Raw genomic sequence first — 23,316 nt, forward strand, 5'->3', positions numbered from 1 at the left:
GCTACGAGCCGCTCGCGGCCTTGGGCTTCACGGTCGCCGCTCCATCGACGCCGACGCCGTCGTCCCCTTCGATCGACGCCAGCGCTTCCTTCTCTCCGATGTCGTCGACCCGCGGGACGACCCCGGTGAGCGCCGTGATGACGCGCTCGAAGGTCTGGAAGAAGCGGATCGCCTTCAGCGGCCCGTTCATCCAGCCCACGGTGATGCAGTAGTTCTTGTCGTAGGGCGGCGCGTGGTGGAGCGCGTGGTGGTCGGGCGGTAGCACGAGGTGCGCGCGCTGCAGCAGGCGGACCGCCGCCGAGGGCTGGTCTTGGTGCGACCACTTGTGGATCTGGCTGGTCATGCCGACGAAGATCGCCATCGCGCAGAGGCTCATGCCGGCGAACGTCGAGGCGAACGAGGTGTTGGCGGGGCCGAGCAGCCAGATCCCGGTCGCCGACACGACGGAGCTCAGGCCGAGGTTGTGGCCGTTCGTCTCGATGAAGTCGTGCCGCGTGATCGCCTTCTCGTCGACGTGGTGCTCACGGAAGGTGCGGATCGCGAGGCGGCCCAGCACCGGAGTGTCGAGGTTGCCCCAGCTGTCGAAGCCCCAGTGGGCCACGCCCGAGACGAAATCGGCCGCGAGGATGCCCAGGAACAGCGCGAGCGGCACCCACCATCCAGAGATCGCCGGGCTGCGAGAGAGGCGCACGAGCAGCCACACGAAGAGCGCGAGCGCCAGGAGCGACACGCCGATCTCGTAGGCGCGGTGGCTCGCGGAGTAACCCGCCAACTCCGAGCGTCGATTGTCGCTGTTGGCCATTGCTTCGTCTCCCTCGCCCCTGTCTCGCCACCCAGCGTCCTACGCGGCGCCCTCGGAGACAAGGCCTTTGACGCCGACGCGGTTGGCGCGGGTCTCCGAGGCGCTCGGTCGGCGACCGCCCCGCAGCCCCTACGCGCGAGCGCTGCCGCCGGCTCCACCGCCCGGGCGACCCGTCGTCGACGAAGAGCCCGCTTGCGCATCACGCGCCACTGCGGAAAGCTCTGGTGCGAGGTCGGGAATGCGAAGAAGAACGTGGGCGACGGTCGCGGCGGCGTTCGGGCTCGGGGCGCTGGCGCCCGGCGAGGCGCGCGCGGTCATCGGGGGCAACGACCTGGGCATCAACGTGCACGTGCCGTCCAACGAGCTCCTCGACGCGACGAAGACGCTCGGTGTGGGCTGGATCCGCGTCGACGGCGACTGGCTCGCCATGAACCCCGCGTCGGGCCGCTTCGACTACGCGGCGGTCGATCGCGTGGTCGACCAAGCCAACGCGCGCGGGCTCAAGGTCTACCTCACGCTCGGCTACACCCCAGCGTGGGTGCCCCGCGCGCCGCGGTCTCGCGCGGACACCAACCCGCGCAACGACGAGCCTGCCACCACGGCCGAGTGGACCGCCTTCGTGCGCGCCGCGGTCGCGCATTATCGCCCCAAGGGGGTCCGCCACTTCGGCATCTGGAACGAACCGAACCTCGACCAGTTCTGGGAGAACGCTGCCGGATCCGGCCCGTACATCGACAAGATCCTCGTGCCCGGCGCCGCGGCCGTGCGGGCGACGTGCGCGGACTGCTTCGTGGTGGGGCCGGACCTCGCGCACGTGGGCGAGTACGACGTGTTCTTGCGGCCCGTCGTTCAGCGCGCGCGCGGCTCGATCGACATCCTCGCGCACCACATCTATTCGGGCTGGCCGGAGACCGGCACGACGGTCCTCGACGGCGATAACTTCTTGAACGCGCTCGAGAAACGGAGATTCTCGTTCACCCGAATCAGCCTGCGCGAGCTGCTCGACGAGGAGCGCTACACAGGCGAGGTGTGGATCACCGAGACCGGCTACCAGGCCAAGCAGATTGGCAACGCCGGCGACGAGGGGAAGCAGGCCACGTACGTGCGCCGCGTGATGGAAGAGCAGCTCCGCCGGCCCTGGTGGACCCACACGTTTTTCTACGAAATCCTCGACTGCAAGCCCGACCAGGCCGACTGCCCCATCGACGGCTTCGGTCTGCTCCGCGCGAACCGCACGGCGCCTCCCGCGCGAACCTTTCCTGCCGACTATCGCCAGAAGCCGGCCTTCACGGCCATCCAGCAGTTCATCGCCGCGAACCCGGGCATCGTGGCCGGCGCCCCCCCGGACGCGGGCGCCCCCGACGGCGGGCGCGACGCTTCTACGCCCGACGGCTCGGCGACGCCGGACGCGGCGAGCCCTCCCCCCCCAACGCCCACCCCAACCTCCACCGCAGAGCCGCCTGTCACGCCGCCGGGCGCGCCGCCTGGCGCGAGCGGCGCGAACGGTGCGGAACCGACCGGACCCAGCGCGGACGCCGGCGGCTGCACCGTCGGTGCGCCAGGGGGCCCCGCGAGCGCGCTCGCCGTCCTCGCGACGGCGCTCGCCGCGGCGGTGGCCCGTCGGGTACGCCGTCGCGCTCGCCCGTGAATCCGTCCCTCGCGCGAGCGCCCCAGATGCGCGCGCGCGCGCCCGTCAGCAGCCGTACGTGAAGATCCAGCCGTCCTTCGAGACGACGAGCTCCTTCGCGGCCACGAAGATGCCCTTCCGGAAGATGCGCACGGTGTACGTGCCGCCGTCGAGCTCGACGTTCGACATCGCGCGGTTCGGCGGGACGGAGGTCTCGAGCACCGGCTTGCCGTCCTTCATGACGACGAACTTGTCGACGCGATCGCTCGCGCGACACGTGTCGGTACCGTTCACCAACCGCCCAATGTACTTGTGCACCGCTGCAGGCGGCGCGGCGGGCGCCGCCGCCCTGGGCACGTGCGTGAGCTGCACGATGGTCTGCTTGTGGGCCTTCACCTCGATCTTGCCGCTCCAGGTGTCGCCGTCGTCGGCCACGATCTTCACCTCGACGTACGCGTCGTGGTCGGGCAGCGGGAAGATCGCGGGGAGCGTCTCCTCCTTGACCACGCCGTCGACCTTCACGAGCGCCTTGCCGTGCGCCGCCGACACGAGCTTCAGGCTCGTCCGCGACGAGAACTCGAAGCTCTCGGACTTGGTCCACTCGGCCTGAGCGGGGAGCGCGAAGGCGGTGACGATGGCGGCGAGCGCAAGAACGCGGGCGAGCTTCATTGAGGACTCCGAGGGGTGGGATATCGCGCGCTCTTCGACGGAGCGACCGAGCGGACGATGCAAAAAAGAAAAGGGGGCGGGGGAGATTCGGCGAGCGCGCGGGGAGCGGCTGCCCTCGAGCGCCGACCTGGGGTACGCCGTCGCTGTGAAAACCTTCCCCGCCACCTGAAGGCTTTTCACCACGACATGCTCACGCGCGGCACCGTGCCGCCGTGCCTCCTCGCCACCGAGATCTTCGGCGACTGACCAAGGGCAGGTGGAGCCCGCTGCGCAAGCCCTCTCCAGCGGCGCGCGCGTGTGCTAGTGCGGGCCCGCCATGCTCTTCACGAACGCCCTCATCCCGACTGTCAAGGAAGCCCCCTCCGACGCCACGAACGTGAGCCATGTCTTGCTCTTGCGAGGCGGCTACATCCGCCGCGTGGGCGCCGGCATGTACGACTACTTGCCCCTCGGGCTGCGTGCCCTGCGCAAGGTGGAGGGGATCGTCCGCGAGGAGATGGACCGCGCGGGTGCGCTCGAGATCCTCATGCCGGCGCTGCTGCCCGCGGAGTACTTCCGCGAGACCGGGCGCTTCGACCGCTTCGGCGACACCCTGTTCCGCCTCAAGGACCGCAAGGGCGCCGAGTACAACCTCGGGCCCACCCACGAGGAGATCGTCACCGACATCGCGCGCCGCGAGATCCAGAGCTGGCGCGACATGCCGCGGAACCTCTACCAGATCCAGTCGAAGTTCCGCGATGAGCCCCGCCCCCGTGGCGGCCTCCTGCGGTGCCGCGAGTTCATCATGAAGGACGCGTACTCGTTCGACGCGACGGAGGAGGGCGCCAAGGTCAGCTACGAGCGGATGCGTGCAGCTTACACGCGGGCGTTCGACCGCATGGGCCTCACCTACCGCCTCGTCGCGGCCGACTCCGGCGCGATGGGCGGCTCGACCAGCGCAGAGTTCCAGGTCCTCGCCGACAGCGGCGAAGACGCGATCGTGGCCTGCCAGAAGTGCGAGTACGCGGCCAACGTCGAGGCCGCGACCGTGAAGACCCGCGAGCCCGCGAAGGCCACCGAGCCGACGCCCGCCATCGCCAGGGTGCACACGCCCAAGGTGGGCTCCATCGACGACGTGTCGGCGTTCCTCTCGCGGCCGAAGGACCACTTCCTGAAGTCGCTCGTGTACCTCGCGGGCGAGGCGACCGTGCTCGCGGTGGTGCGCGGCGATCACGAGGTGAACGAGGTGCGGCTTGCGCGGGCGCTCGGCGTCGACGAGGTGTTCCTCGCCGGCGAGCTCGACGTGAAGAAGGCCACCGGCGCGGCCGTGGGCTTCGCCGGCCCCGTAGGGTTCAAGGGAAGGGTCCTGGTCGATCGCGCGGCGTCGCTCGTCGCGAGCGGAGTGTGCGGCGCCAACGAGACCGACCACCACCTGACCCACGTCGCGTTCGAGCGCGACTACCAGGCCGAGGTGGCCGACCTTCGCCTCGCGCAGGGCGGCGACGACTGCCCGAGCTGCGGGGCCGAGGGCGGGCTGCTGGCCTACAAGGGCATCGAGGGCGGGCACATCTTCATCCTCGGCACCCACTACTCCGCGCAGATGGGCGCCACGTTCCTCGATGAGGCGCAGGCCAAGAAGCCCATCGTCATGGGGTGCTACGGCATCGGCGTCTCGCGCCTCGTGGCGACGTGCATCGAGCAGCGCCACGACGAGCTCGGCATCGTGTGGCCGATGAGCCTCGCGCCCTATCACGTGCACCTCGTCACGCTCGGCACCGAGGCGAAGGAGCCCGGGGTCTACGCGGAGGCGAAGAAGCTCTACGACGCGTTGTGGGCGGCGGGCGTCGAGGTGCTCTGGGACGACCGCGACGAGCGCCCCGGCGTGAAGTTCAAAGACGCGGATTTGCTGGGAATTCCGCTCCGCGTCACCCTCGGCTCGAAGGGCCTCGCGCAGGGCCAGCTCGAGCTCAAGCCTCGCACCGAGAAGGACCCCAAGAAGGCCGAGCTCGTGCCGCTCGCCGACGCGGCCGCACAGCTCATCGCCCGCGTGAAGGCTGCGCTCGCGGGCTGAGCGCCCGCGGTGTCTCTTCCCTCCCGAACCGTAGAGGCCTCGCCCATGTCCGCCACACCCGACGAACCGTTCGATCGTCTCCCCTCCGGCCGCGTCGTCGCCTGCTCCGAGGAGGGCTTCGCGCCCGCCGAGAACCTCCTCTCTACCCGCGCGCCGGAGTTCCGCTTCGGCGTGTTCATCCCCGGGAAAGGGCAGGAGTTCGACTCGTGGGAGACCCGCCGGCACAACCCCTCGGCGCCCGACTGGGTCGTGCTCGAGCTCGGCACGCCCGGCGCGATCGCCACAGTCGACGTCGACACCCACTGGCATGACGGCAACCACGCCGAGCTCGGCGCGGTGTACGCGCTCGAGGGCACGCCAGGCGAGTCCCCCACGCGGGCGGACCCGCGCTGGCTCGAGCTGCTCGCGCCCGCGCCGCTGGACGGCCACGCCCACAACGTCTTCCGCACGCCCGCGGGCCACGGCCGTGCGCTCACGCACGTCATGCTGGAGAACCACCCGGACGGCGGCATCGCGAGGCTCCGCTGCTACGCAGGGCGCGCGCCCGCGGAGACCGATCCGGGCGACGAGCGCGTCCGGCGGATCCGCCACGAGGCGCCTATCCCGCGCGGCGGCGACGAGGCCCACGAGGCGCCGAGCGCGGCGGCCGTCGCGGCGCGGTGGGCCGCGCTCGCGCCGGACGCGGAGGTCGACCTCGCGTGCGAAGCGCTCGGCGGCCGCGTCGTCGCGACGAGTAACAACCGCTACGGGCACAGCCAGGCGCTCATCGCCGAGGCCGCCCCCACGAGCATGGGCGACGGCTGGGAGACCAGCCGCAGCCGCGGCGGCGCGCACCTCGACTACGTGGTCGTCGCCCTCGGGCGAGCCGGGGTCGTCGAGCGCGTCGAGGTGGACTTCACCTACTTCGTCCTCAATAACCCCGTGGAGCTGCGGCTGCTCGGCGCCGATCTCGGCGAGGTGGCCGACGGGGCGCTTCCAGACGACGTCCGGTGGATCGAGCTCGTCCCCGCACGCCGGTCAAGGCGCTCGCAGGCGGCGTTCTCCACGTCGCGGGCCAGTCACTCCAACGCGCCGGCCGCGTGAGCCACGTGCGCCTCGAGACCTTCCCGGACGGCGGCGCCAACCGCCTGCGGGTCTGTGGCCCTCGCGCGGGCGATAGGCCCGCGCGGCCGCGGCCGGCGGCGACGCGCTGCGGGCGCCACAGGTGGGAGATTCCCGACCCCCGCGAGGCAGTGGCTCGTGAGCGCCGGGCTGCCCCCCCCCCCCCCCCCCCCCCTGCCCACTATCCCCCGAGGCCCTCGAGCATCGCGAGGAGGTTGTCGCCGTGCTCGCCCATCTTGGCGAGGCTCGCCGCGGGGTCTTCCTTCACCACGAAGGTCTCGAGCAGCTCCTCCGGGATGTCGGAGAGGAAGCGGCTCGGGGTGCGGGGCGTGGGCTTCCCTCGGAGGGCGCGCGCCTTGCACTTCGTGAGCACGAGCTTCTCGCGAGCGCGGGTGATGCCTACGTAGAAGAGCCGGCGCTCCTCCTCGATGTCCTGCTGGCTCGCGTCGGTGGCGCGCGCGTCGAGGGTGCGCGTGTGAGGCAAGAACCCTTCCTCGACCCCGATGAGGAACACGTGATCGAACTCGAGCCCCTTCGAGCCGTGGAGGGTGGAGAGCGTCACGCGGTCGCTCGTGTCTTCCTCGTCGTCGCCGAGGTTCAGCGTGAGCGCCTGGAGGAAGGACATGAGCTCCCGCTCCGCGGTCTCGTCGTCGCCCTTTTCGCGAACGCGGACCTCGCGCTTCTCGAGCGTGCGGAGGATCGAGTCGAGGTTGCCCTTTCGCCGCGCCGCGACCTGAGGCGACGTGGAGGAAGCGTCGAGATCGCCATAGATTCCGACGGCCTCGCAGAGCTCACGCCCCGCCGTGCTCGCCGGGACGCGATCGACCACGAGCCGCTTGCGGAGCTGCCCCACCGCCCGCTCGAGCTTCTTGCACCCCTCACGCGCGGCCGAGGGCACGCCGTCGAGCGCGTCGACCCGCTCGATCGCCTGCCACAGTGTCCAGCCCTTCGCCACGGCGTGCAGCCCGAGGCGCTCCACGCTGGTCTCGCCGATGCCGCGCGGTGGGTAGTTCAGAATGCGGCGGAGGCTGATTTCGTCGGCGCGGTTCAGCGTGACCTTCAGGTACGCGAGCAGGTCCTTCACCTCTTTGCGCTCGAAGAACTGCTGGCCGCCCACCATGCGATACGGCACGCCTCGCTCGCGGAGGGCCTCTTCGATGAGCTTCGCCTGGCCGTTCGACCGGTACAGCACCGCCGTGTCCTTGGGGCGCACGCCGGCCTCTTTGGTGAGCCTCGCCAGCTCGCGCCCCACGTAGGCGGCCTCCGCCTCCGGGCTGGGCGCGGTGCCGAGCCCCACGATGGGGCCCCCGGCCTTCTCGGTGAAGAGCACCTTCTTGTGCTTCACGTCGGCGCGCTTGGCGATGACCGCGTTGGCCACGTCGAGCACGGGCGCGCGCGATCGGTAGTTCTGCTCGAGCTTCACGACCAGCGCGCCGGGGAACTGCTCCTCGAAGTCGAGGATGTTGCGCACGTTCGCGCCGCGCCACGAGTAGATCGACTGGTCGTCGTCGCCCACCACGCAGATGTTCTGGTGGTCGCCGGCGAGCAGCCGGAGGAGCGCGAGCTGCACTCCGTTCGTGTCCTGGTATTCGTCGACGAGCAAATACCTGTATTGTGCACGGTACTTCTCGAGCACGTCGGGCTTCTCGCGGAACATGCGGGCGACCTCGCACACGAGATCGTCGAAGTCGAACGCGCGAAAGCCTCGCAGGGCGGCCTGGTAGCGCGGGTACACGCTGGCGGTGATCGCGTCGTATTCGTCCTCCACCGAGGCGGCCTCCACCCGATCGCGGAGCTGCTCGGGCGAGATGAACGCGTTCTTTGCGTTGGAGATGCGCGTGAGGATGGCGGGCGCGTCGTACCCGCGCTCGCGGCTGCTGCGCGACAGGATGTCCTTCACCGTCGACAGGCAGTCTCCCTGGTCGAAGATGGTGAACGTGCCGCCGAGCGAGCGCTTCTCGCGAGTGAGCACCGAGAGCCCGAAGGAGTGGAACGTGGAGACCGTGAGCCCCTTCGCCGCTCCAGCGTTCTTGCGTTCGCGGAGCACGTGCTCCACGCGCTCCGCCATCTCGGCGGCGGCTTTGTTCGTGAACGTGAGCGCGACGATGGCGTGGGAGGGTACGCCGCGCTCCACCATGCGCGCGATACGCTGCGTGATGACGCGGGTCTTTCCGGAGCCGGCGCCCGCGAGGACGAGCATGGGCCCGGACATGTGCTCGACGGCGCGCGCCTGAGCGGGGTTCAGCTTCGGCTGCGACATTCGGGGTCATCGTTAACCACGGCTCCGGCGCTCGGGAAAGGCCCAACGGACGCTCACGGCAAAGACGACGGGCCCCAGCCGCGCCGAGAGAGATCGCGCGCTCGCGCGCCGCACGATTCGGGTACGCTCCGGGGCGATGAGAAAGCTCCTCGTTCGTGCCCGGGCGTCCTCCCTGTCTCCTCGCTCGGCGCCCGGCGTCGCGGTCGGGGTGTCCGCCGCCATGCTGGTCGCCTGTGGCGGCCCGCCGCCGCCGGTGGCGCCCATCGCGGCGCCCGAGAAGCCCAAGCCCGTAGAGATCGCCGTCGCGCCCGCGCCGGACGTCTCGCCCGTGGCCGAGCCCAAGGGCCTCGTCGCGTTCGGGCGGGTGGCTCACGCAGAGCAGTCCGCGAACGCGATCGTGGGCTGGACCGGCATGCCGCTCCCCGGCGCCAAGGAGGCGCTCGGCGCGGTCCTCGGCGAGGAGCTCGCGGGCGTGGTCGACATCGACAAGCCCTTCGATTTCGCGGTGCGGGTCGCCGGGAACAAGCGCGCGCCTACCCCCCAGTTCGTGGTCTCCATCCCGCTCACGTCCCTCGACGAGGCGAAGGCCAAGCTCTCGAAGTTCACCCTCACGCCCATGCCCAACGGCGTCATCAAGGTCGACGGCCTCGCGCCCCCGCCGAAGGACGAGACCGACGAGCCCCGCGTGTGCGTGATGGGGGCCACGCCCGGCTCGGCGCCCGCGCGCCTCGTGTGCGGCGATCAGGGCGCCGTCGAGTCCATGGCTCCGTACGCGATGCGCACCCTCTCGATCGCCCCGAGCCAGAGCGACGTCCACATCGAGATGCAGTTCGGCGCCGTGCGCGAGTCGCTCGAGAGCGTGCGCCGCCTCCTGCCCGCGCTCGCGGGCGGGATGCTGGAAGGGAAGAAGGACGTGGGGCCCGCCACGCGCGACATCATCGAGGCGGCGGTCGGTGATCTCGCCGACTTCGCGGTCGACAGCGATCGCGTGACGCTCGACATCGACGCCAAGCCCGAGGGCGCGAAGGCCCGGCTCCGGTACTCGTTCCGCACGCAACAGGCGACGCTCACGAAGATGCTCGTCGCGGGCGTGAAAGAAGTGGGGCCCCCGCCGCCGGCGCTCGTCGGCCTGCCCGCCGACGTCGACATGGCCGCGTGGACGCGCCCCGGTGATCCCACGCTCTACGATCGCCCGCGCAAGCTCTTCGCGGCGTTCCTCGACGAGACCCTCGCCAGCGATGTGCCGGCGGCCGATCGAAAGGCCATCGTGGCGCTGCTCGCCGATCGCACGCTCCCGATCTTCCAGGGGGGGATGGTGTTCGGACGCGGCTACGATCTCGACGCGCTCAAGGCCGCAGCGGTCGAGAAAGACGGGGCGAACGCGACCGATAAGCAGCGCGCCGAGCAGAAGGCCGCGCTCGCCACCCAGGCGGTGGGCTACACGCTCATGCGCCTCGAGCGCCCGGCCGCGCAGGTGGCCCTCGTCATCAAAGACTGGGCGACCCTCGGGCTCAAGGTGATGCGCACCAAGAGCGCGAAGGACAAATCGAAGCCGCCGCTCCCGACGCTCCGCGCGGCCGCCGTGGGCGCGGGGCTCCCCGCGGGGACGACCCACCTCGAGCTCGCCATCCCGCGCCCGCCCCGGCGTGACGACAAGGGCAAGGTAACCTTCGCGCCGAAGCCCGTGATCGCGCACATCTTCATCGCCCCCTCCGATGCGAGCGCTCCCGGTACGTCGTGGGTGGCCGTCGGGCTCGATCCGAAGCTCGTCGCGGCGCGTATGATCGCGGCGCGAACCCCGACCGGGCCCACGCTCGGCACGCGCCCCGAGTCGAAGGAGCTCCTCGCGACCGCGTCGCGCTCGGGCTTCCTCGTCACGCCGCGGCTCGCGGCGCTCGTGAAGGTGATCGATCGTGGCGGGCGGGGCGCGCCTGGCTCGAGCGCCGACATGTTCGCCACCGCGTTCGCCGCGAGCGCACCCGAGGCGCCTACCCCGCAGGCGCTCGGCGGCGCCTTCGTGACGACGATCTTCGTCCCGAAGCAGGCCATCGGCGCGACGGTGAGCGGCCTGATGCGCCGCTGAACTCGTCGGTGCGACGCCGGCCGCCGGTCCTCGTGTACGGGAGCCGCGACGCTCGCCCGGCGAACCCGCTCTTCCGTATCCCGCTGAAGCGCGAGGTCGAGCGAGCGCCGCTCGCCGAGGAGCAGCGACGAAGCACGAGATCGACCTGGGAGCGGTCAGTCGAGGGCGTCCAGGGGGACGTGCTTGGCGGCCGCGCGGAAGGCCTCGGCCGCGGCAGGGACGCCGCAATAGACCGCCGAGTGCAGTAGCACCTCGCGGAGCTCGATCGCAGAGGCGCCGTTGTTCAGCGCGCCCCGCACGTGCCCCGCGAGCTCGGTCGGCTTTCCGAGCGCGACGAGCATCGCCACGGTGACCAGGCTACGCGTCTTCGGATCGAGCCCTTCGCGTGCCCACACGTCGCCCCACGCGTGCCGCGTGAGCAGGTCTTGAAGGGGCGCGTCGAACTCCGTCGTCGCGGCCTCCGTGCGCGCCACGTGCTCTTCCCCCATGACGCGCTTTCGGAGGGCGTGCCCTGCCTCCCACCGTGGATCTCGCTCGCTCATGGCGACCGCATAGCGCGGCGCTTGCGCGAGCGCGAGGGGCCGCGAGCGAGCGCGAGCCGAGCGACCTGTTACGGGAGGGTGAACGTCGCGGTCTTTGCGGCGCTCGCGGCGCCCTGCTCGTCGTACGCCACCGCAGAGAGGGTGTAGGCGCCGCCGGGCGCGTTCCCCGCGAGAGTGAGCCGGATGGGGTACGTGCCCGCGGCGCCCCCGGGAATCGCGATCGACTGGGTGGGGATGATCGCTGGCCCGCTGGCCGAGAGGTCCAGCCGTAGAATCTTGTGCTGGTCGGGGTCGCTCACCGCGACGGAGGCCGTCATGACGTAGTTCCCGTCGGCGCCCTTCGCAGGGGCGGTCACCGTGAAGGTGTCGACGGAAGGCGGCGTGTTCGGAGGCGGCGTGTTCGGAGGCGGCGTGCTCGAAGCCGGCGTGTCCCCACACCCCGTCAGGGTGAGCGCCGCGAAGGCCAAGCACGTGGCGGAGATGCCGGAGGTGAGCGTACGGGCGAGCGCGCGAGGGAGGATGCGGGCCATAGAGTTCCTTGCGTGAGCGGAGCGCGCGGGGCGCGATGGGGAAGGGCGAGCGGCGGACGCAAGCGCACGAAATCACCCCGCGACCAGCACGTCCACCCGCGCGTGCGTGAACCGCGTCTCCACGGAGCCCTCAGTCACGAAGTTGCCCACCTTGTCGTACACTGGTTATGCCCGAGGTCGTGATGTCTGCCCGTCGCCTCGCCCCCGCTTCCGCGGGCCTCCTCGTGCTCGCCACGCTGGTCTCGGTCGCGCCCACCTCGCAGGCTCGCGCGGGCGGCGGGTGGCAGGAGTGGCACCAGACCGGCAACGACCTCATCGCCACCTTCGCGAAGGACGGCCGCGTCCACGTCGAGCATCACGTCCGCTACCGGGTGGTGGCAGGCCAGCTCCACTCGTTCGATCTGCCGTCGATCGACCTCGAGGCCTCGATCGCGCCGGACGTGTCGGTCGTCGGCGAGGACGGCGCGCACCTCGCGGCCCACGCCGAGGGGATCTCCTCGAAGGCCGCCAAGGACGTGCCGCACGACGGCGTGGTCGACGCGAACAGCCAGGTGGTTCGCGTGAGCGTCGACGACCCCAAGGGCCTGAAGCGAGGCACGTACGCGTTCGTGGTCGCCTACGACGTCGACGGCTGGAAGACGAAGCGCCTCGTGAAGGACGGCGCGCTCGTGCGGGCGTCGTTCACGCTGCCGCCCTCCGCGGAGGGACGCGACGCCGCGCGCGCGGTCTTCCGCCTGCCCTCGGGGCCGACCGAGCCGCGCGTCCTGCTCGCGGACGGCGCGGAGGCGGAGGACACGACGCTCGTGACGCTGCGCCGCACGACCGCCCAAGACGAGCTCGAGCTGGTGCGCGCGCACGTCTCGCGTGGCGAGACGTTGACCTGGGGCGTGCGGGCCGACGCGAAGGCCTTCGGCGTGCGCTCGAATGAGGCGCGCGAGACCACGCCGCGTGCGGTGGCGCCTCGTGACCGACGGCGGGGCGCGGCGTTCACGGCGGTGGCCCTGGTCGTCGGTCTCGCGCTCGGCGCGCTGTTTGGCCGCAAGCTCCGGGGCTTTCGGCGCGAGGTCGCGCGCGCGGGCATGTCGCCGCGGCCGCTGCTCCCCGTGCCAGCGTCGATCCGCCCGCCGCTGTTCGCCCTCGCGTTCGCGGCGGGGCTCTCCGTGGCCGTGCTGCTGTCGCCCCTCGCCGGCACGGCTCCGCTGTTGGTCGCGATGGCGCTTGCCGTCGAGCTCCGCCCGAGGAAGCTCGCGCTGCGCGTGCGTGGGCCCGGCGAGTGGAGGCCGCTCGACGGTCGGGACGAGGGTGGCGGCGAGCGCGCCTCGACCCTCGCGCGGTCCTCGTCGTGGCTCGACGCGACGAGCGGTCGCGGCCTCGCGATGTTCGTGGCCCTCGTCGCGCTGGCCGCGGGGCTCGGGGCGCTCGGGGAGGCCCTCTACCCAGGACTCCGAGTGCTGGCGCCGCTCGCGTCCCTCTCGCTCGCGCCGCTGTTCTTCTCTGGGGTCGTGGGCCAGCTCCCGTCGGGGAGCGTGGCGCGCGGGGTCTCCCTGCTCGCGCCGCTCGCGCGCCGCCTGGCCGCGAGGCGGGACCTCCGCGCCAAGCTCTACGGCCGCGTGCCGACGGGCACCGAGCGTTGCGACGAGGCACGGCTCCGCGCGCTGCCTCGGCGCGCGATGCCTGGGGTACGCGGGCTCGAGGTGGGCGTCGTGGAGTCGAAGACCCTGACCGGGTTCCTGCCCGCCGCCGAGGTGCTCGTCCGCGTCTTCGACGGGAGCCCGGCGCACATGAAGCTCGAGGGCGCGTCCGAGGCGGCGCTCGGGCCGCGCACGGCCGTGCCGGGGCGCAGCACCGAGGAAAAAGTGCTGCGGTTCGCGCCGGAGGGCTCGGAGCCGCGCGAGGTGGAGGGGCTGCTCGCGAAGTTGACCGCCGCGCTCACCGATCGTCGGGGCCCCGCCACGCCGGCGCCGAGCCGGCGCCCGAGCTACGCGGGGAGGGAGCGCCGCACGCCCCGCCCCCTCGATCCCAGCCCGGCGCCGACGGTTTGACCTGGCGCACCCTCGCCGACCGCGAAAAATCGAAGAATCGCGTTCCCCATTCGTGGCCGCCGGCTTAGCTTAGCGGCGAAATGCCCGAGAGCCCCGTGAACGTCCGCAACCACGGCGCCGCCGTGGCGCAGCACGCCGCTAGCGCGCCCCCTCCCCCCACCTTGAGCGCTTTGGCCGAGCGCGGCCGCCCGCCCGCCGTCGTCGCAGCGCCCACCGTAACCGTCGAACACGCGCTCTGCGCCTACGCGGAGCCCTACATCCGTGGCCGCCGAGGGCTCGTCGTCGGCGCCGCCAGCTCGGGTGTGGGGGAGCGCCTCCTCTCCCTCGGCGCCCGCTCGGTGCACCTCTTCGACCCGGATTCGGCCCGGGCCGCCCTCGCCCCCGCGGCGCGCGGCCTCACCGTCGCGGCGCTGGACGACCGCGCGCTCGACTTTCGCGACGGGGCCTTCCAGTTCGCGGTGGTGTTCGAGCTCGCTTCCGTCCCCTCTGCCGCCGGGTTCTTGTCGCAGCTACGCCGGCTCCTCGAGGCCGGCGGCGCGGTGATCGCGCGCACCGCCGCGGGCTCGGACGGCCTGGAGTACGGTGAGCTGTACGATCTCGTGTCGCTCGAGTTCCCGCACGTCACGATGGTTGGGGAGGTCGGCTTCGGCGGCGTCGCGTACGTCGAGCTCGGCGCGGAGGCGCCGGACGTCACGGTCGATTCTCAGCTCAGCCAGCCGAGCGCTCCGCGCGCGTACATCGCGGTCGCGTCGCACGCCCCGTTGACGCTCGACGGCTACGCCATCATCCAGCTCCCGGCCGCCGCGCCCTCCGTCTCGGACGCCGAGCGCGAGCGCCTGGAGGCGGGGCTGGCCGAGGTCGAGCGCCAGCGGACCCACGTCGAGACCCTCCTCGACACCCTCGACCGCGAGGGCGAGAAGGGCATGCGGCTCGCGATGGAGCTCGAGGTCGCCCAGAAATCGCTCGTCGACGCGCGCGCCCAGGCGTCCGTCACCATCGCCGAGGCGATGCAGGCGAGCCAGGAGGCCTCGGTCGCTCTGCAGGCGCGCCTCGCCGCGGAGCTCGAGGGCCAGCTCCGCGCCGCGCAGACCGAGTTCACCTCGCGCATCGAAGAGGCCGAGGCCCAGCTGCTCGTCCAAGATGCCCAGATCGTTCGGCTTTCGAAGGATCTCATCGACGCGAAGAACCGCCTCGAGCAGCCGCTCTCGACGCCGTCCCCGGTGGTGGACGACTCCCAGCTCAAGGTCCTCGAGGGGCGCGCCACGGCGGCCGACCGGCGGGCCGCTGCAGCGTCGACGGAGGTGGCGGAGCTCACCCGGAAGCTCGAGGCTGCGCGCGCCAACGCCGCGCAACACGCCGCGGAGCTCTCGCAGGCCAAGGCCGATCGCCTGGGCGCTGAGGAGGCCGCGGCCAAGGCGCTCGCGGCGGTCGAGGAGCTGCAGCGCGCGCTGTCCGAGGCGGAGAAGCGCTCGGCGGGGGCGATCTTGCTCGCGGGGGCGGCCGACGGACGCCTCGACGAGCTGGCGACGCTCACGTCGGACCTCCAGGCCGCGGTCGCTCGCGCCGACGAGCGCGTCGCGGTGGCCGAACGACGCGTCGACGAGCTGCTGACCGAGGTCGCCCGCGCCGACGAGGTCGAGGGGCGCATGCAGCGAGCGCTCGCCGAGGTGACCCGCCGCGCGGCGTCGGCCGAGGCTCGCGCCGAGGCCGCCGACGGGCGCATCGCGGAAGCGCACGCCCGCGGCTCGCAGGCCGACGCCCGCGCCTCCGAGGCCGAGGCTCGCGCCCAGCAGCTCGAAGAGCTCGCCCGCGCGGTCGAGGGCCGGCTCGGCGATCTCGCCCTCGCCGAGGAGCGCCTCGCGCAGCTCGCGCCCGCGTTCGAGCAGGTCGCCGGCGAGCACGCGCGGGAGGTCACGGAGCTCGAGGGCCAGCTCCTCGAGCGCGCGCGAATGCTGAAGGCGCAGGACGTGGAGCTCGCGCGGCGCGCCCGCATGATCGAGGACCTGCTCTCGGCGCTCGACGAGCTGCACCGCGGCGAGGTCCCCGGCGGCGCACACTCCGAGCCCCGCGAGGCGGCCCCCCGGCCCGCACAGGACGACGCTCGCGTCGCCGAGCTGCGCGCGCGCCTCGACGAGCTCGCGGCCGAGTGCGCGCGCCGCGAGGGTGAGCTCGAGGCTCGCGCCTGGCGCATCCAAGAGCTCGAGCTCGAGCGGACGCTGCCTCCGAGCCCGCCGCCTGCCGCCGCCACCCCGCCCGCCGCGGAGTCGGCCGCCGTCGCCGCGCTGCGCGCCGAGAACGAGCGGCTCGAGAGTGAGCTCTTCGCGCTGCGGCAAGGCTTCGTCCAGGAGCACGAGGCCCGGCTCGCGGCCGACGCGCAGGCTCTCGCCAAGCTGCAGGCCGAGCTCGAAGAGAGGAACGCCCGAATCGAGGCGCTCGAGGGGCGCCTGGCCGCCGCGAACGCCTAAGGCGCGGGGCCGCTTGCGCGGTTGACAGTCGCCGCGCGGGCTTTATCTTGCGCCGCGGTCTCGTGTAACCCGCCGTCGAGACCCGCGGCGTCGCCCGTTGCCCCGATCGCCGCCGTTCGCATCGCCGAGAGCGCCTTCACTTATGTCCCAGAAGCGTGATTACTACGAAGTGTTGGGCTCGGCCCGCGGTGCCTCCGCCGACGAGCTGCGCAAGGCCTACCGCAAGGAGGCCATGAAGCACCACCCCGATCGGAACCAGGGCAACCCCGAGGCCGAGGTGCGCTTCAAGGAGATCAACGAGGCTTACCAGGTGCTCTCCGACGAGCAGAAACGCCAGGTGTACGACCAGTTCGGGCACGCCGGCCTGGAGGGTGGCGGCGGCGGCTTCGATCCCGGCGTGAACGACATGTTCTCGCACATGCAGGATCTCTTCAGCGAGATGTTCTCGGGTGGCCGAGGCGGTCGCGGTCGAGGGCCTGCGCGCGGCGAGGACCTGCGCGTGCAGCAGCGCATCACGCTCTCCGAGGCCGCCCACGGCTGCAAGCGCGAGGTCTCGCTCCGCACGCCGGCCGCCTGCACCGACTGCGGAGGCAACGGCGCGCGTCCAGGCAGCAAGCCCGACGTGTGTGGCCACTGCCGCGGCACGGGGCAGGTGTCGAACGCGCGCGGGTTCGTCATGTTCACCGCGCCCTGTCCGAGATGTGGCGGCGCGGGTCAGCACATCCGTAACCCGTGCGGCGGGTGCCGCGGGCGTGGGGTCGTGGAGCGGCAGCGCAAGGTCAGCGTGCAGTTTCCCGCCGGCATCGACTCGGGCCAGCGCCTCCGGGTACCTGGCCAGGGCATGCCCGGGCCCCCCAACTCCCAGGCCGGCGATCTCTACGTCGAGGTCGACGTCGAAGAGCACCCGCGCTTCGAGCGGGACGGCGCCGATCTGGTGACCCGCGCGCACATCAACTTCACCGCCGCCGCCCTCGGCGCGGAGGTCCTCGTCGAGAACGTGGCCGAGCCCGGCGCCTCCGAGGGGCCTCGGGTCTCGGTCGACGTGCCGGCCGGCACCCAGCCAGGCGCTGTCTTCACCATCAAGGGCCAGGGCCTGCCGCGGCTCGACGGCCGCGGCCGTGGCGCGCTCGTGGTCGTTCTCCAGGTGGATGTGCCCACGGCGTTGAGCGACCGCGCACGCTCTCTCCTGGAGCAGCTCGACGCCGAGCTCGCCGCGGGCACGGGGTAGTGGCCTCACGAGGCGGACCGCCCTCGGCCGAGGAGTTCGCGCCGCTCAGCCTCGCGCAGGCTCCCACGACGGGGCTTCGCGGCTGGCTCGAGCGCATGTCTTCGCTCGGGGTGAAGGTCAACCAGCCGCCCGGCGAACGGCGGCGCATTCGACTCACCAACCAGAGCGCCCTCATCGGCGCGGTCAGCTGCGGTGGTTTCGCCGTCGGCTATGCGCTCGCGGGCCCGCGCTTCTATGCGTCGCTGGTGACGAACGTCATCGCGGTGGCGGTGCTCTGCCTCGCCCTCGCTTGCGCGCAGCGTGGCGCGCTCGTTCTGGCACGGGTCGCGGTGCTCGCCCCCATCAACGCGACGGTCGTCGTCGCGTCGACGCTGCTCGGCGGTCGGGTCGGCTTCATCTATTACATGTTCCTGTTCGCCGTGGTGGCGTTCCTGCTGTTCTCCGAGCGGCAGTGGGCCTACCGCCTCGGGTTCGCGGCGATGTCGTTGGTCGGCTGTGTCTACGTCGTGGTCGCGCCGCAGCTCCATGAGAGCCGAGTCTCACCGCACACCGCGCTCGCGCTCGACGTCGTCTCGGCCGTGACCGTGCTCGTCACGGTGCTCCTCATCGTCCACCTCTTCACGCGCGACACCGCGACCGCCGAGGAGCGCCTCGCCCTCGCGCACGCGCGCTCCGAACGCCTGCTGCTTAACGTCTTACCCGCCCCCATCTCCGCGCGACTGAAGGAGAACGGCGAGGCGATCGCCGACGGCTTCGCCGAGGTCACCGTCCTCTTCGCCGACCTCGTGGGCTTCACGGAGCTCAGCCAGCGCCTCACGCCGGAGGAGCTGGTCGTCATGTTGAACCGCACGTTCTCGGCGTTCGACGACATGGCCGCCGCGCTTGGCGTCGAGAAAATCAAGACCATCGGCGACTGCTACATGGTCGCTGCCGGGCTGCCCGAGCGCTCCAACGATCACGCCGAGCGCGTCGCACGCATGGCCTTGCGAATGCGCGAGGCGCTGGAGGACATCAACCGCGAGGGCGGCTACACGCTGCGCGTCCGCATCGGCGTCCACTCCGGGCCGGTCGTCGCTGGCGTGATCGGAAAGCGAAAGTTCATTTACGATCTTTGGGGCGACACCGTGAACACGGCCAGCCGAATGGAGTCGAGCGGTCGGCCCGGCGAGATCCAGGTCACACGCGAGGTCTACGATCGACTCGACGGCGTCTTCTCGTTCGAGCGCCGCGGGGTGATTCAGGTCAAGGGCAAGGGCGAGATGGAGACGTACCTTCTGCTCGGCGAGCGTCCCAAGGCCGACGTGCTCAAGGTCTCCCCGTAGCGACCTCGGGCCACGGCGGCCGGACCACCTGCTACGCTGCCGAGAGCGAGGTCTCCATGAACCGAAAAGTGAACGCCGCAGCGGCGAATGAAGGTGGATGGCGAGCCCGAGCCGAAGGCGAGGTGTCGACATGAGGGGGCGGTGGTTGTTTCGGTGCGTGGCGTCGGTGGCGTCCGCCGGATCCATCGTCGCCGTCTCCGCGTGCGGTGAGGAGCCGACCTCTCTCTTCTCGTATCCCGAGGCGGGAGCCGACGAGGGTGGGAGCGAAGCGAGCACCTTCGAACCGGGCAAGTCCGACGGCGGCCGCGGCTGTGGCACGGGCTGCCCCACGGGGCTCACCTGCGTGGGCGACGTGTGCGTCCCTCCGCAACCGAGCTGCCGCCCCGAGGGGGGTGTGGCCACGCCGTGCCGCTACGACAGCTACTGCCACGAGCCATCGGGCAAGTGCCTCCCGTACGGCTCCGTGCCAGAGGGGCGGCTCACCGATCCGACGTGCAAGCTCGGCGCGATCCCGGGGGCCTTCGCGCCCAAGAGCAAGTGCGAGTTCCCGAAGGCGGTGCCCATCGTGGGCGATCCCTTCCCCAACCACGTCGACGTGCAGGCCACCCCCGCCGTCGCGCGGCTGGGCGGGCCCACGGCGCCGCCCAGCATCGTCGTGCCGTTCACGGCGCCGGTCGCGAACAGCTACACCGAGAACCTGGGCGTGATCCGCGTGCTGCGGGGCACCGACTGCGCGCAGGAGGCCGTGCTCGGCGGCGTCGACCTCGACGCCGATGGCGCCATCGACTGGGCGCGCTCGTCGGCCTCGGTGGCCCTCGCCGATCTCGACGGCGACAAGAACCCCGAGGTCATCGCGTACATGGTCGGCACCGACGGCGAGACCATGGTCGCCTTCACGAAGAAGTCGGGTACGTGGGCCCCGCTCTGGCCGCGCAAGAAGGCGACCCACGCCGACGGCACGACCATCTTCAAGGCGACCCTCACGGGGGGGTGGGCCGGGCCGAGCGTCCACGACCTCGACGACGACGGGAAGCCCGAGATCGTCCGCGAGGGCTGGGTGTTCGACGGCGCCACCGGGAAGCTCCGCGCCGCGCCGCCAGCGAACTACGCGACCTACAGTCAGGGCATCGCCAGCGTGCTCGCGAACCTCGACGCGGATCCTCGCGTCGAGCTCACCAACGGCGCGCGCGTGTGGGAGCTCGACCCTGTCGCCAACGCCTGGGTCGAGGACACCACGTACTCGCAGGCCAGGCCCACCGGCCCGTGCTGTAGCGCGATCGCCGACTTCAACCCGTTCGACGGGCAGAAGAAGCCCGAGATCGCCGTCGCCACGACCGATCTGCTCACCATCTTCAAGACCGATCACTCCGTGTTCATGGGCATGCAAATCGCCGTGCCGGGCGGCGGTGGCGGCCCGCCCACGGTGGCCGACTTCGACGGCGACGGTCTGCCGGAGGTCGCCCTCGCCGGCCGCGCCTACTACACCGTGTTCGACCCCGACTGCCAGGCCACGCCGCGGCCCGGCGGAAAGTGTGCAGACCGCACGCATTGCGACTTCGCCGCGGGCGGCGCGTGCCCCGATCGCATCCTCTGGTCGCGTGGCACGCAGGACATCACCTCGAACACCACGGGCAGCTCCATCTTCGACTTCGAGGCCGACGGCAAGGCCGAGGCGGTCTACGCCGACGAGTGCTTCGCGCGGGTGTACTCGGGCGTCGACGGGCGGGTGCTCTTCTCGCAGTACCACTCGTCGTGCACCTGGCTCGAGAACCCCATCGTGGCGGACGTGGATGGCGATTTTCGCGCCGAGCTCGTCGTGCCGAACAACACGGCGTGCGGGCCGGTCGGGGTAGGGCAGGCGTGCACGTTGAACATCGACGCGCAGGGCGTAGACACGCAGTTCGCCGGGCTCGTCTGCCAAAAGCCGACCGACTGTGTCTCGGGCGTGTGCGACCAGGGCTACTGTCGCTGCACGACCAGCGCCGACTGCTGCGCCGACAAGGACGTGACCAAGTGCGAGGGCTTCGGCACGAAGTGCGCGAACCCGCCCGCGGGCACGGCGGGCGCGGGGAAGACCTGCCGCGCGAACCACCCGAAGGGGCTTCAGGGCATTCGCGTGTACGAGGACGCGGCCGACCGGTGGGTCCGCTCGCGCACGATCTGGAACCAGCACGCGTACGCGGTGACGCACGTGAACGAGGACGGCACCATCCCGAAGACCTCGTCGTGGGCGAACAACTGGGTCACCCCTGGGCTGAACAATTTCCGCCAGAACGTGCCGGGCACGGCGGACGCGAAGGACATCTCCGACCTCACCGCGCAGGCAGGGTACTCGTTCGCGTGCAACTCGTCCGGCGGCGCCCAGCTCACGTCGCAGGCGTGCAACCGCGGCACGGCGCCGGTAGGCGCGGGCGTGAGCGTGGGCTTCTACGTGGCCGGCGCGAAGGTGTGCTCGGCGCGCACGACCCAGCCGCTCGATCCGGGCAAGTGCGAGCAGGTGAGCTGCACCTGGGCGACCCCGCCGGGCGCCGCGGCGTCGGCCGTCGACGTCACGGTGCTCCCGAACGACGACGGCGCCATCGCCGAGTGCAACGGCGACAACAACGCGGGCCTCGTTGTGGGTGTATTCTGCACGGGAATCCGCTGAGGTTGGACCTCGAAGCGCTGCGCCGGCGTCTGCAAGAGACCCCCTCGGCGCCGGTGCGGGGGCGCGTGCTGGCCGTCACTGGGCTGGCGCTCCGCTTCGCGCTGCCGGGCGCGCGGGTGGGCGACGTGGTGGTGGTCCAGCGGCGGGGCGAGCCGCTCCCCTGCGAGGTCGTGGGCTTCTCGGAGGGCGTCGCGATCGGCATGCCCCTCGGTTCGCTCGTGGGGGTCGGACCCGACGACGAGGTGCGGCCGACCGGCGCCCCCTTCCGCGTCCCGGTGGGGGAGGGCCTCCTCGGTCGCGTGGTGGACGGGCTCGGGCGCTTCCTCGACGGTGGGCCGGAGCTCGACCCCGGCTGCGCGACCGTCGCGGCCGACCGCGCGCCCCCGCGCGCGCTCGAGCGCCCGCCCATCGATCGCGTGTTCCCCACCGGAGTGCGCGTCATCGACGGGTTGCTCACGCTCGGAGAGGGGCAGCGCGTGGGGCTCTTCGCGGGGTCGGGGGTAGGGAAGACCACGCTGCTCGGCGCGATCGCGCGCGGCGCCGACGCCGACGTGGTCGTGTGCGCGCTCGTGGGCGAGCGTGGGCGCGAGGTGCGAGATCTCCTCGAGCAGCTGGGCGAGGCGGGCCGGGCCAAGGCCATCGTGGTGGCGGCGACGAGCGACGTGCCCGCGCTCGAGCGCGTGCGCTCCGCGGAGATCGCCACCGCGTACGCGGAGTGGCTTCGCGATCGAGGCATGCGGGTGCTCCTCGTGGTCGACTCGATCACGCGGTACGCGCGCGCGCTCCGCGAGATCGGGCTGTCGGTCGGCGAGCCGCCCACGCGCCGAGGCTTCCCCCCGAGCGTCTTCGCCGCGCTCCCGCGGCTGCTCGAGCGCGCGGGCCGCGCGGGTGGCGGCGGCAGCATCACCGCGATTTACACCGTGCTCGTCGAGGGGGGAGATCTCGACGAGCCCGTGGCCGACGAGGTGCGCGGCATCCTGGACGGGCACATCGTCCTCGATCGTGGCCTCGCCGAGCGGGGCCGGTTCCCCGCCGTGAACGCGCCCGCGTCGGTGTCACGGCTCATGGGGGCGGTCGCGACGAAGGAGCACCAGCGGCTCGCTGTGCGCCTGCGGGCGCTGCTCGTCGCCTACGAGGGCAAGCGCGACCTCGTGCAGCTCGGCGCCTACGCGAAGGGCGCCGACAAGACGCTCGACGAGGCCCTGGCCAAGCTCGCGCGGATCGAGCGCCTGCTCAGCCAGGGGCCCGGGGACCCAGCGACGTTCGCCTCGACCGTGGGCGCGCTCGAAGATCTCGTGGGTTGATCGCCACGCCCACGTTCGCGCGCGTCGACTCGGTGCGGAACGCAAGGAAGGGGCCGATCACGCCTGGCCGCGTGTGCCGACGAACGCTTGCGGGATCGTCCCGATGGCCTGCGCGTAGGCGCGCTCCCAGAGCGTGCCGGTGTCGCCCTCGAAGAGCAGCGTCGCGTCGGCCGCGGCGGGCAGCCACGACCCGCGCGACAGCTCACGCTCGAGCTGGCCGGAGTCCCACCCCGCGTAGCCCACGAGCAGCCGGAAGACCTCGGGTCCGCGGGAGTCGATGAGCGTGCGGAGCGCCTCGACGGAAGACGTGACGGCGATCTCGTCGCCTACGGTGATCGACCCTGGCAAGAGCTCGTCGCCGGCCGCGCGGCGGTACACGATCCAGACCGAGTTCGGTGACACCGGGCCGCCGCGCAGCGCGGGCCCCTCGAAGGTGTCCGGGAGGGCGTCGTCGGGCGCCACGAGGCTCGTGGCGCGGACGATGGTCGACGCGTCGTCCACCAGGGCGCCGTTCAGCGTCCAGCCGAGCGACCCTGTCGCCTCGTGGACGCCGAGCAGCACCACGGTCCCCTGGAAGTGTGGATCGCCCAGGCGGGGCGCGGCGAGGAGCAGGCCAGGCTCGATGGCGTGGATCGACACCCCAA

General features: G+C 71.9%; 16 protein-coding genes. 10 read left to right on the forward strand and 6 right to left on the reverse strand.

Annotation, left to right across the window (positions count from 1 at the left end; genetic code table 11):
* Nucleotide 1 precedes the first annotated feature (1 nt).
* Complete coding sequence (locus IPQ09_09955; protein MBL0194524.1) at nt 2-802, reverse strand: fatty acid desaturase family protein; 801 nt, start codon at nt 800-802, stop codon at nt 2-4.
* A 238-nt stretch (nt 803-1,040) separates the two neighbouring features.
* Between IPQ09_09955 and IPQ09_09960 the strand changes: the two genes are divergently transcribed.
* Complete coding sequence (locus tag IPQ09_09960; GenBank protein MBL0194525.1) at nt 1,041-2,450, forward strand: beta-galactosidase; 1,410 nt, start codon at nt 1,041-1,043, stop codon at nt 2,448-2,450.
* A gap of 45 nt (nt 2,451-2,495) precedes the next feature.
* Here IPQ09_09960 and IPQ09_09965 read toward each other — a convergent pair whose 3' ends face one another.
* Nucleotides 2,496-3,098 (reverse strand): hypothetical protein, encoded by a 603-nt coding sequence (locus tag IPQ09_09965; GenBank protein MBL0194526.1) that lies wholly within the window; start codon nt 3,096-3,098, stop codon nt 2,496-2,498.
* 316 nt (nt 3,099-3,414) lie between these two features.
* Here IPQ09_09965 and IPQ09_09970 point away from each other — a divergent pair, with 316 nt between their 5' ends.
* A complete protein-coding gene (locus tag IPQ09_09970) occupies nt 3,415-5,148 on the forward strand; it encodes a proline--tRNA ligase (protein MBL0194527.1) in 1,734 nt (577 codons plus the stop codon).
* Nucleotides 5,149-5,193: 45 nt separating this feature from the next.
* Nucleotides 5,194-6,231, forward strand: a complete 1,038-nt coding sequence (locus tag IPQ09_09975) for a hypothetical protein (GenBank protein ID MBL0194528.1) — start codon at nt 5,194-5,196, stop codon at nt 6,229-6,231.
* A 199-nt stretch (nt 6,232-6,430) separates the two neighbouring features.
* Here IPQ09_09975 and IPQ09_09980 read toward each other — a convergent pair whose 3' ends face one another.
* On the reverse strand, nt 6,431-8,509 hold the full coding sequence (locus IPQ09_09980; protein MBL0194529.1) for a UvrD-helicase domain-containing protein: 2,079 nt from the start codon (nt 8,507-8,509) through the stop codon (nt 6,431-6,433).
* A 136-nt stretch (nt 8,510-8,645) separates the two neighbouring features.
* On the opposite strand from IPQ09_09980, the gene IPQ09_09985 reads away from it, so the two are divergent.
* On the forward strand, nt 8,646-10,592 hold the full coding sequence (locus tag IPQ09_09985; GenBank protein ID MBL0194530.1) for a hypothetical protein: 1,947 nt from the start codon (nt 8,646-8,648) through the stop codon (nt 10,590-10,592).
* Nucleotides 10,593-10,747: 155 nt separating this feature from the next.
* Here the strand turns inward: IPQ09_09985 and IPQ09_09990 are convergent, their stop codons facing one another.
* Both IPQ09_09990 and IPQ09_09995 read right to left on the reverse strand, forming a co-directional pair.
* Nucleotides 10,748-11,134 carry a carboxymuconolactone decarboxylase family protein gene (locus IPQ09_09990; protein MBL0194531.1) on the reverse strand — a complete coding sequence of 129 codons (387 nt, stop codon included), beginning with the start codon at nt 11,132-11,134 and terminating at the stop codon, nt 10,748-10,750.
* Between the two features lie 68 nt (nt 11,135-11,202).
* On the reverse strand, nt 11,203-11,664 hold the full coding sequence (locus IPQ09_09995) for a hypothetical protein (protein ID MBL0194532.1): 462 nt from the start codon (nt 11,662-11,664) through the stop codon (nt 11,203-11,205).
* A 182-nt stretch (nt 11,665-11,846) separates the two neighbouring features.
* Here IPQ09_09995 and IPQ09_10000 point away from each other — a divergent pair, with 182 nt between their 5' ends.
* The 6 genes from IPQ09_10000 (at nt 11,847) to IPQ09_10025 (ending at nt 22,672) form a co-directional block, all read left to right on the forward strand.
* Nucleotides 11,847-13,706 (forward strand): hypothetical protein, encoded by a 1,860-nt coding sequence (locus tag IPQ09_10000; protein MBL0194533.1) that lies wholly within the window; start codon nt 11,847-11,849, stop codon nt 13,704-13,706.
* 80 nt (nt 13,707-13,786) lie between these two features.
* Nucleotides 13,787-16,171: a hypothetical protein gene (locus IPQ09_10005; GenBank protein ID MBL0194534.1), complete on the forward strand. Its 2,385-nt coding sequence runs from the start codon at nt 13,787-13,789 to the stop codon at nt 16,169-16,171.
* A 142-nt stretch (nt 16,172-16,313) separates the two neighbouring features.
* Nucleotides 16,314-17,399 (forward strand): molecular chaperone DnaJ, encoded by a 1,086-nt coding sequence (gene dnaJ / locus IPQ09_10010; GenBank protein MBL0194535.1) that lies wholly within the window; start codon nt 16,314-16,316, stop codon nt 17,397-17,399.
* A gap of 95 nt (nt 17,400-17,494) precedes the next feature.
* Nucleotides 17,495-18,721 carry an adenylate/guanylate cyclase domain-containing protein gene (locus IPQ09_10015; GenBank protein MBL0194536.1) on the forward strand — a complete coding sequence of 409 codons (1,227 nt, stop codon included), beginning with the start codon at nt 17,495-17,497 and terminating at the stop codon, nt 18,719-18,721.
* A 130-nt stretch (nt 18,722-18,851) separates the two neighbouring features.
* Nucleotides 18,852-21,368 (forward strand): VCBS repeat-containing protein, encoded by a 2,517-nt coding sequence (locus tag IPQ09_10020; protein MBL0194537.1) that lies wholly within the window; start codon nt 18,852-18,854, stop codon nt 21,366-21,368.
* Complete coding sequence (locus IPQ09_10025) at nt 21,365-22,672, forward strand: FliI/YscN family ATPase (protein ID MBL0194538.1); 1,308 nt, start codon at nt 21,365-21,367, stop codon at nt 22,670-22,672. The genes IPQ09_10020 and IPQ09_10025 overlap by 4 nt, the downstream gene beginning before the upstream one ends.
* A gap of 57 nt (nt 22,673-22,729) precedes the next feature.
* Here the strand turns inward: IPQ09_10025 and IPQ09_10030 are convergent, their stop codons facing one another.
* On the reverse strand, nt 22,730-23,311 hold the full coding sequence (locus IPQ09_10030) for a YqgE/AlgH family protein (protein ID MBL0194539.1): 582 nt from the start codon (nt 23,309-23,311) through the stop codon (nt 22,730-22,732).
* Nucleotides 23,312-23,316 lie beyond the last annotated feature (5 nt).

It is taken from the genome of Myxococcales bacterium (genome assembly GCA_016720545.1).
In the GTDB taxonomy this organism is placed as follows: Bacteria; Myxococcota_A; Polyangia; order Polyangiales; family Polyangiaceae; genus JAAFHV01.

Bases quoted from the DNA above. Each gene is read 5' to 3' on its own strand.
- IPQ09_09955 (MBL0194524.1), bottom strand. From the start codon at position 802: ATGGCCAACAGCGACAATCGACGCTCGGAGTTGGCGGGTTACTCCGCG.
- IPQ09_09960 (MBL0194525.1), top strand. From the start codon at position 1,041: ATGCGAAGAAGAACGTGGGCGACGGTCGCGGCGGCGTTCGGGCTCGGG.
- IPQ09_09965 (MBL0194526.1), bottom strand. From the start codon at position 3,098: ATGAAGCTCGCCCGCGTTCTTGCGCTCGCCGCCATCGTCACCGCCTTC.
- IPQ09_09970 (MBL0194527.1), top strand. From the start codon at position 3,415: ATGCTCTTCACGAACGCCCTCATCCCGACTGTCAAGGAAGCCCCCTCC.
- IPQ09_09975 (MBL0194528.1), top strand. From the start codon at position 5,194: ATGTCCGCCACACCCGACGAACCGTTCGATCGTCTCCCCTCCGGCCGC.
- IPQ09_09980 (MBL0194529.1), bottom strand. From the start codon at position 8,509: ATGTCGCAGCCGAAGCTGAACCCCGCTCAGGCGCGCGCCGTCGAGCAC.
- IPQ09_09985 (MBL0194530.1), top strand. From the start codon at position 8,646: ATGAGAAAGCTCCTCGTTCGTGCCCGGGCGTCCTCCCTGTCTCCTCGC.
- IPQ09_09990 (MBL0194531.1), bottom strand. From the start codon at position 11,134: ATGAGCGAGCGAGATCCACGGTGGGAGGCAGGGCACGCCCTCCGAAAG.
- IPQ09_09995 (MBL0194532.1), bottom strand. From the start codon at position 11,664: ATGGCCCGCATCCTCCCTCGCGCGCTCGCCCGTACGCTCACCTCCGGC.
- IPQ09_10000 (MBL0194533.1), top strand. From the start codon at position 11,847: ATGTCTGCCCGTCGCCTCGCCCCCGCTTCCGCGGGCCTCCTCGTGCTC.
- IPQ09_10005 (MBL0194534.1), top strand. From the start codon at position 13,787: ATGCCCGAGAGCCCCGTGAACGTCCGCAACCACGGCGCCGCCGTGGCG.
- dnaJ (MBL0194535.1), top strand. From the start codon at position 16,314: ATGTCCCAGAAGCGTGATTACTACGAAGTGTTGGGCTCGGCCCGCGGT.
- IPQ09_10015 (MBL0194536.1), top strand. From the start codon at position 17,495: ATGTCTTCGCTCGGGGTGAAGGTCAACCAGCCGCCCGGCGAACGGCGG.
- IPQ09_10020 (MBL0194537.1), top strand. From the start codon at position 18,852: ATGAGGGGGCGGTGGTTGTTTCGGTGCGTGGCGTCGGTGGCGTCCGCC.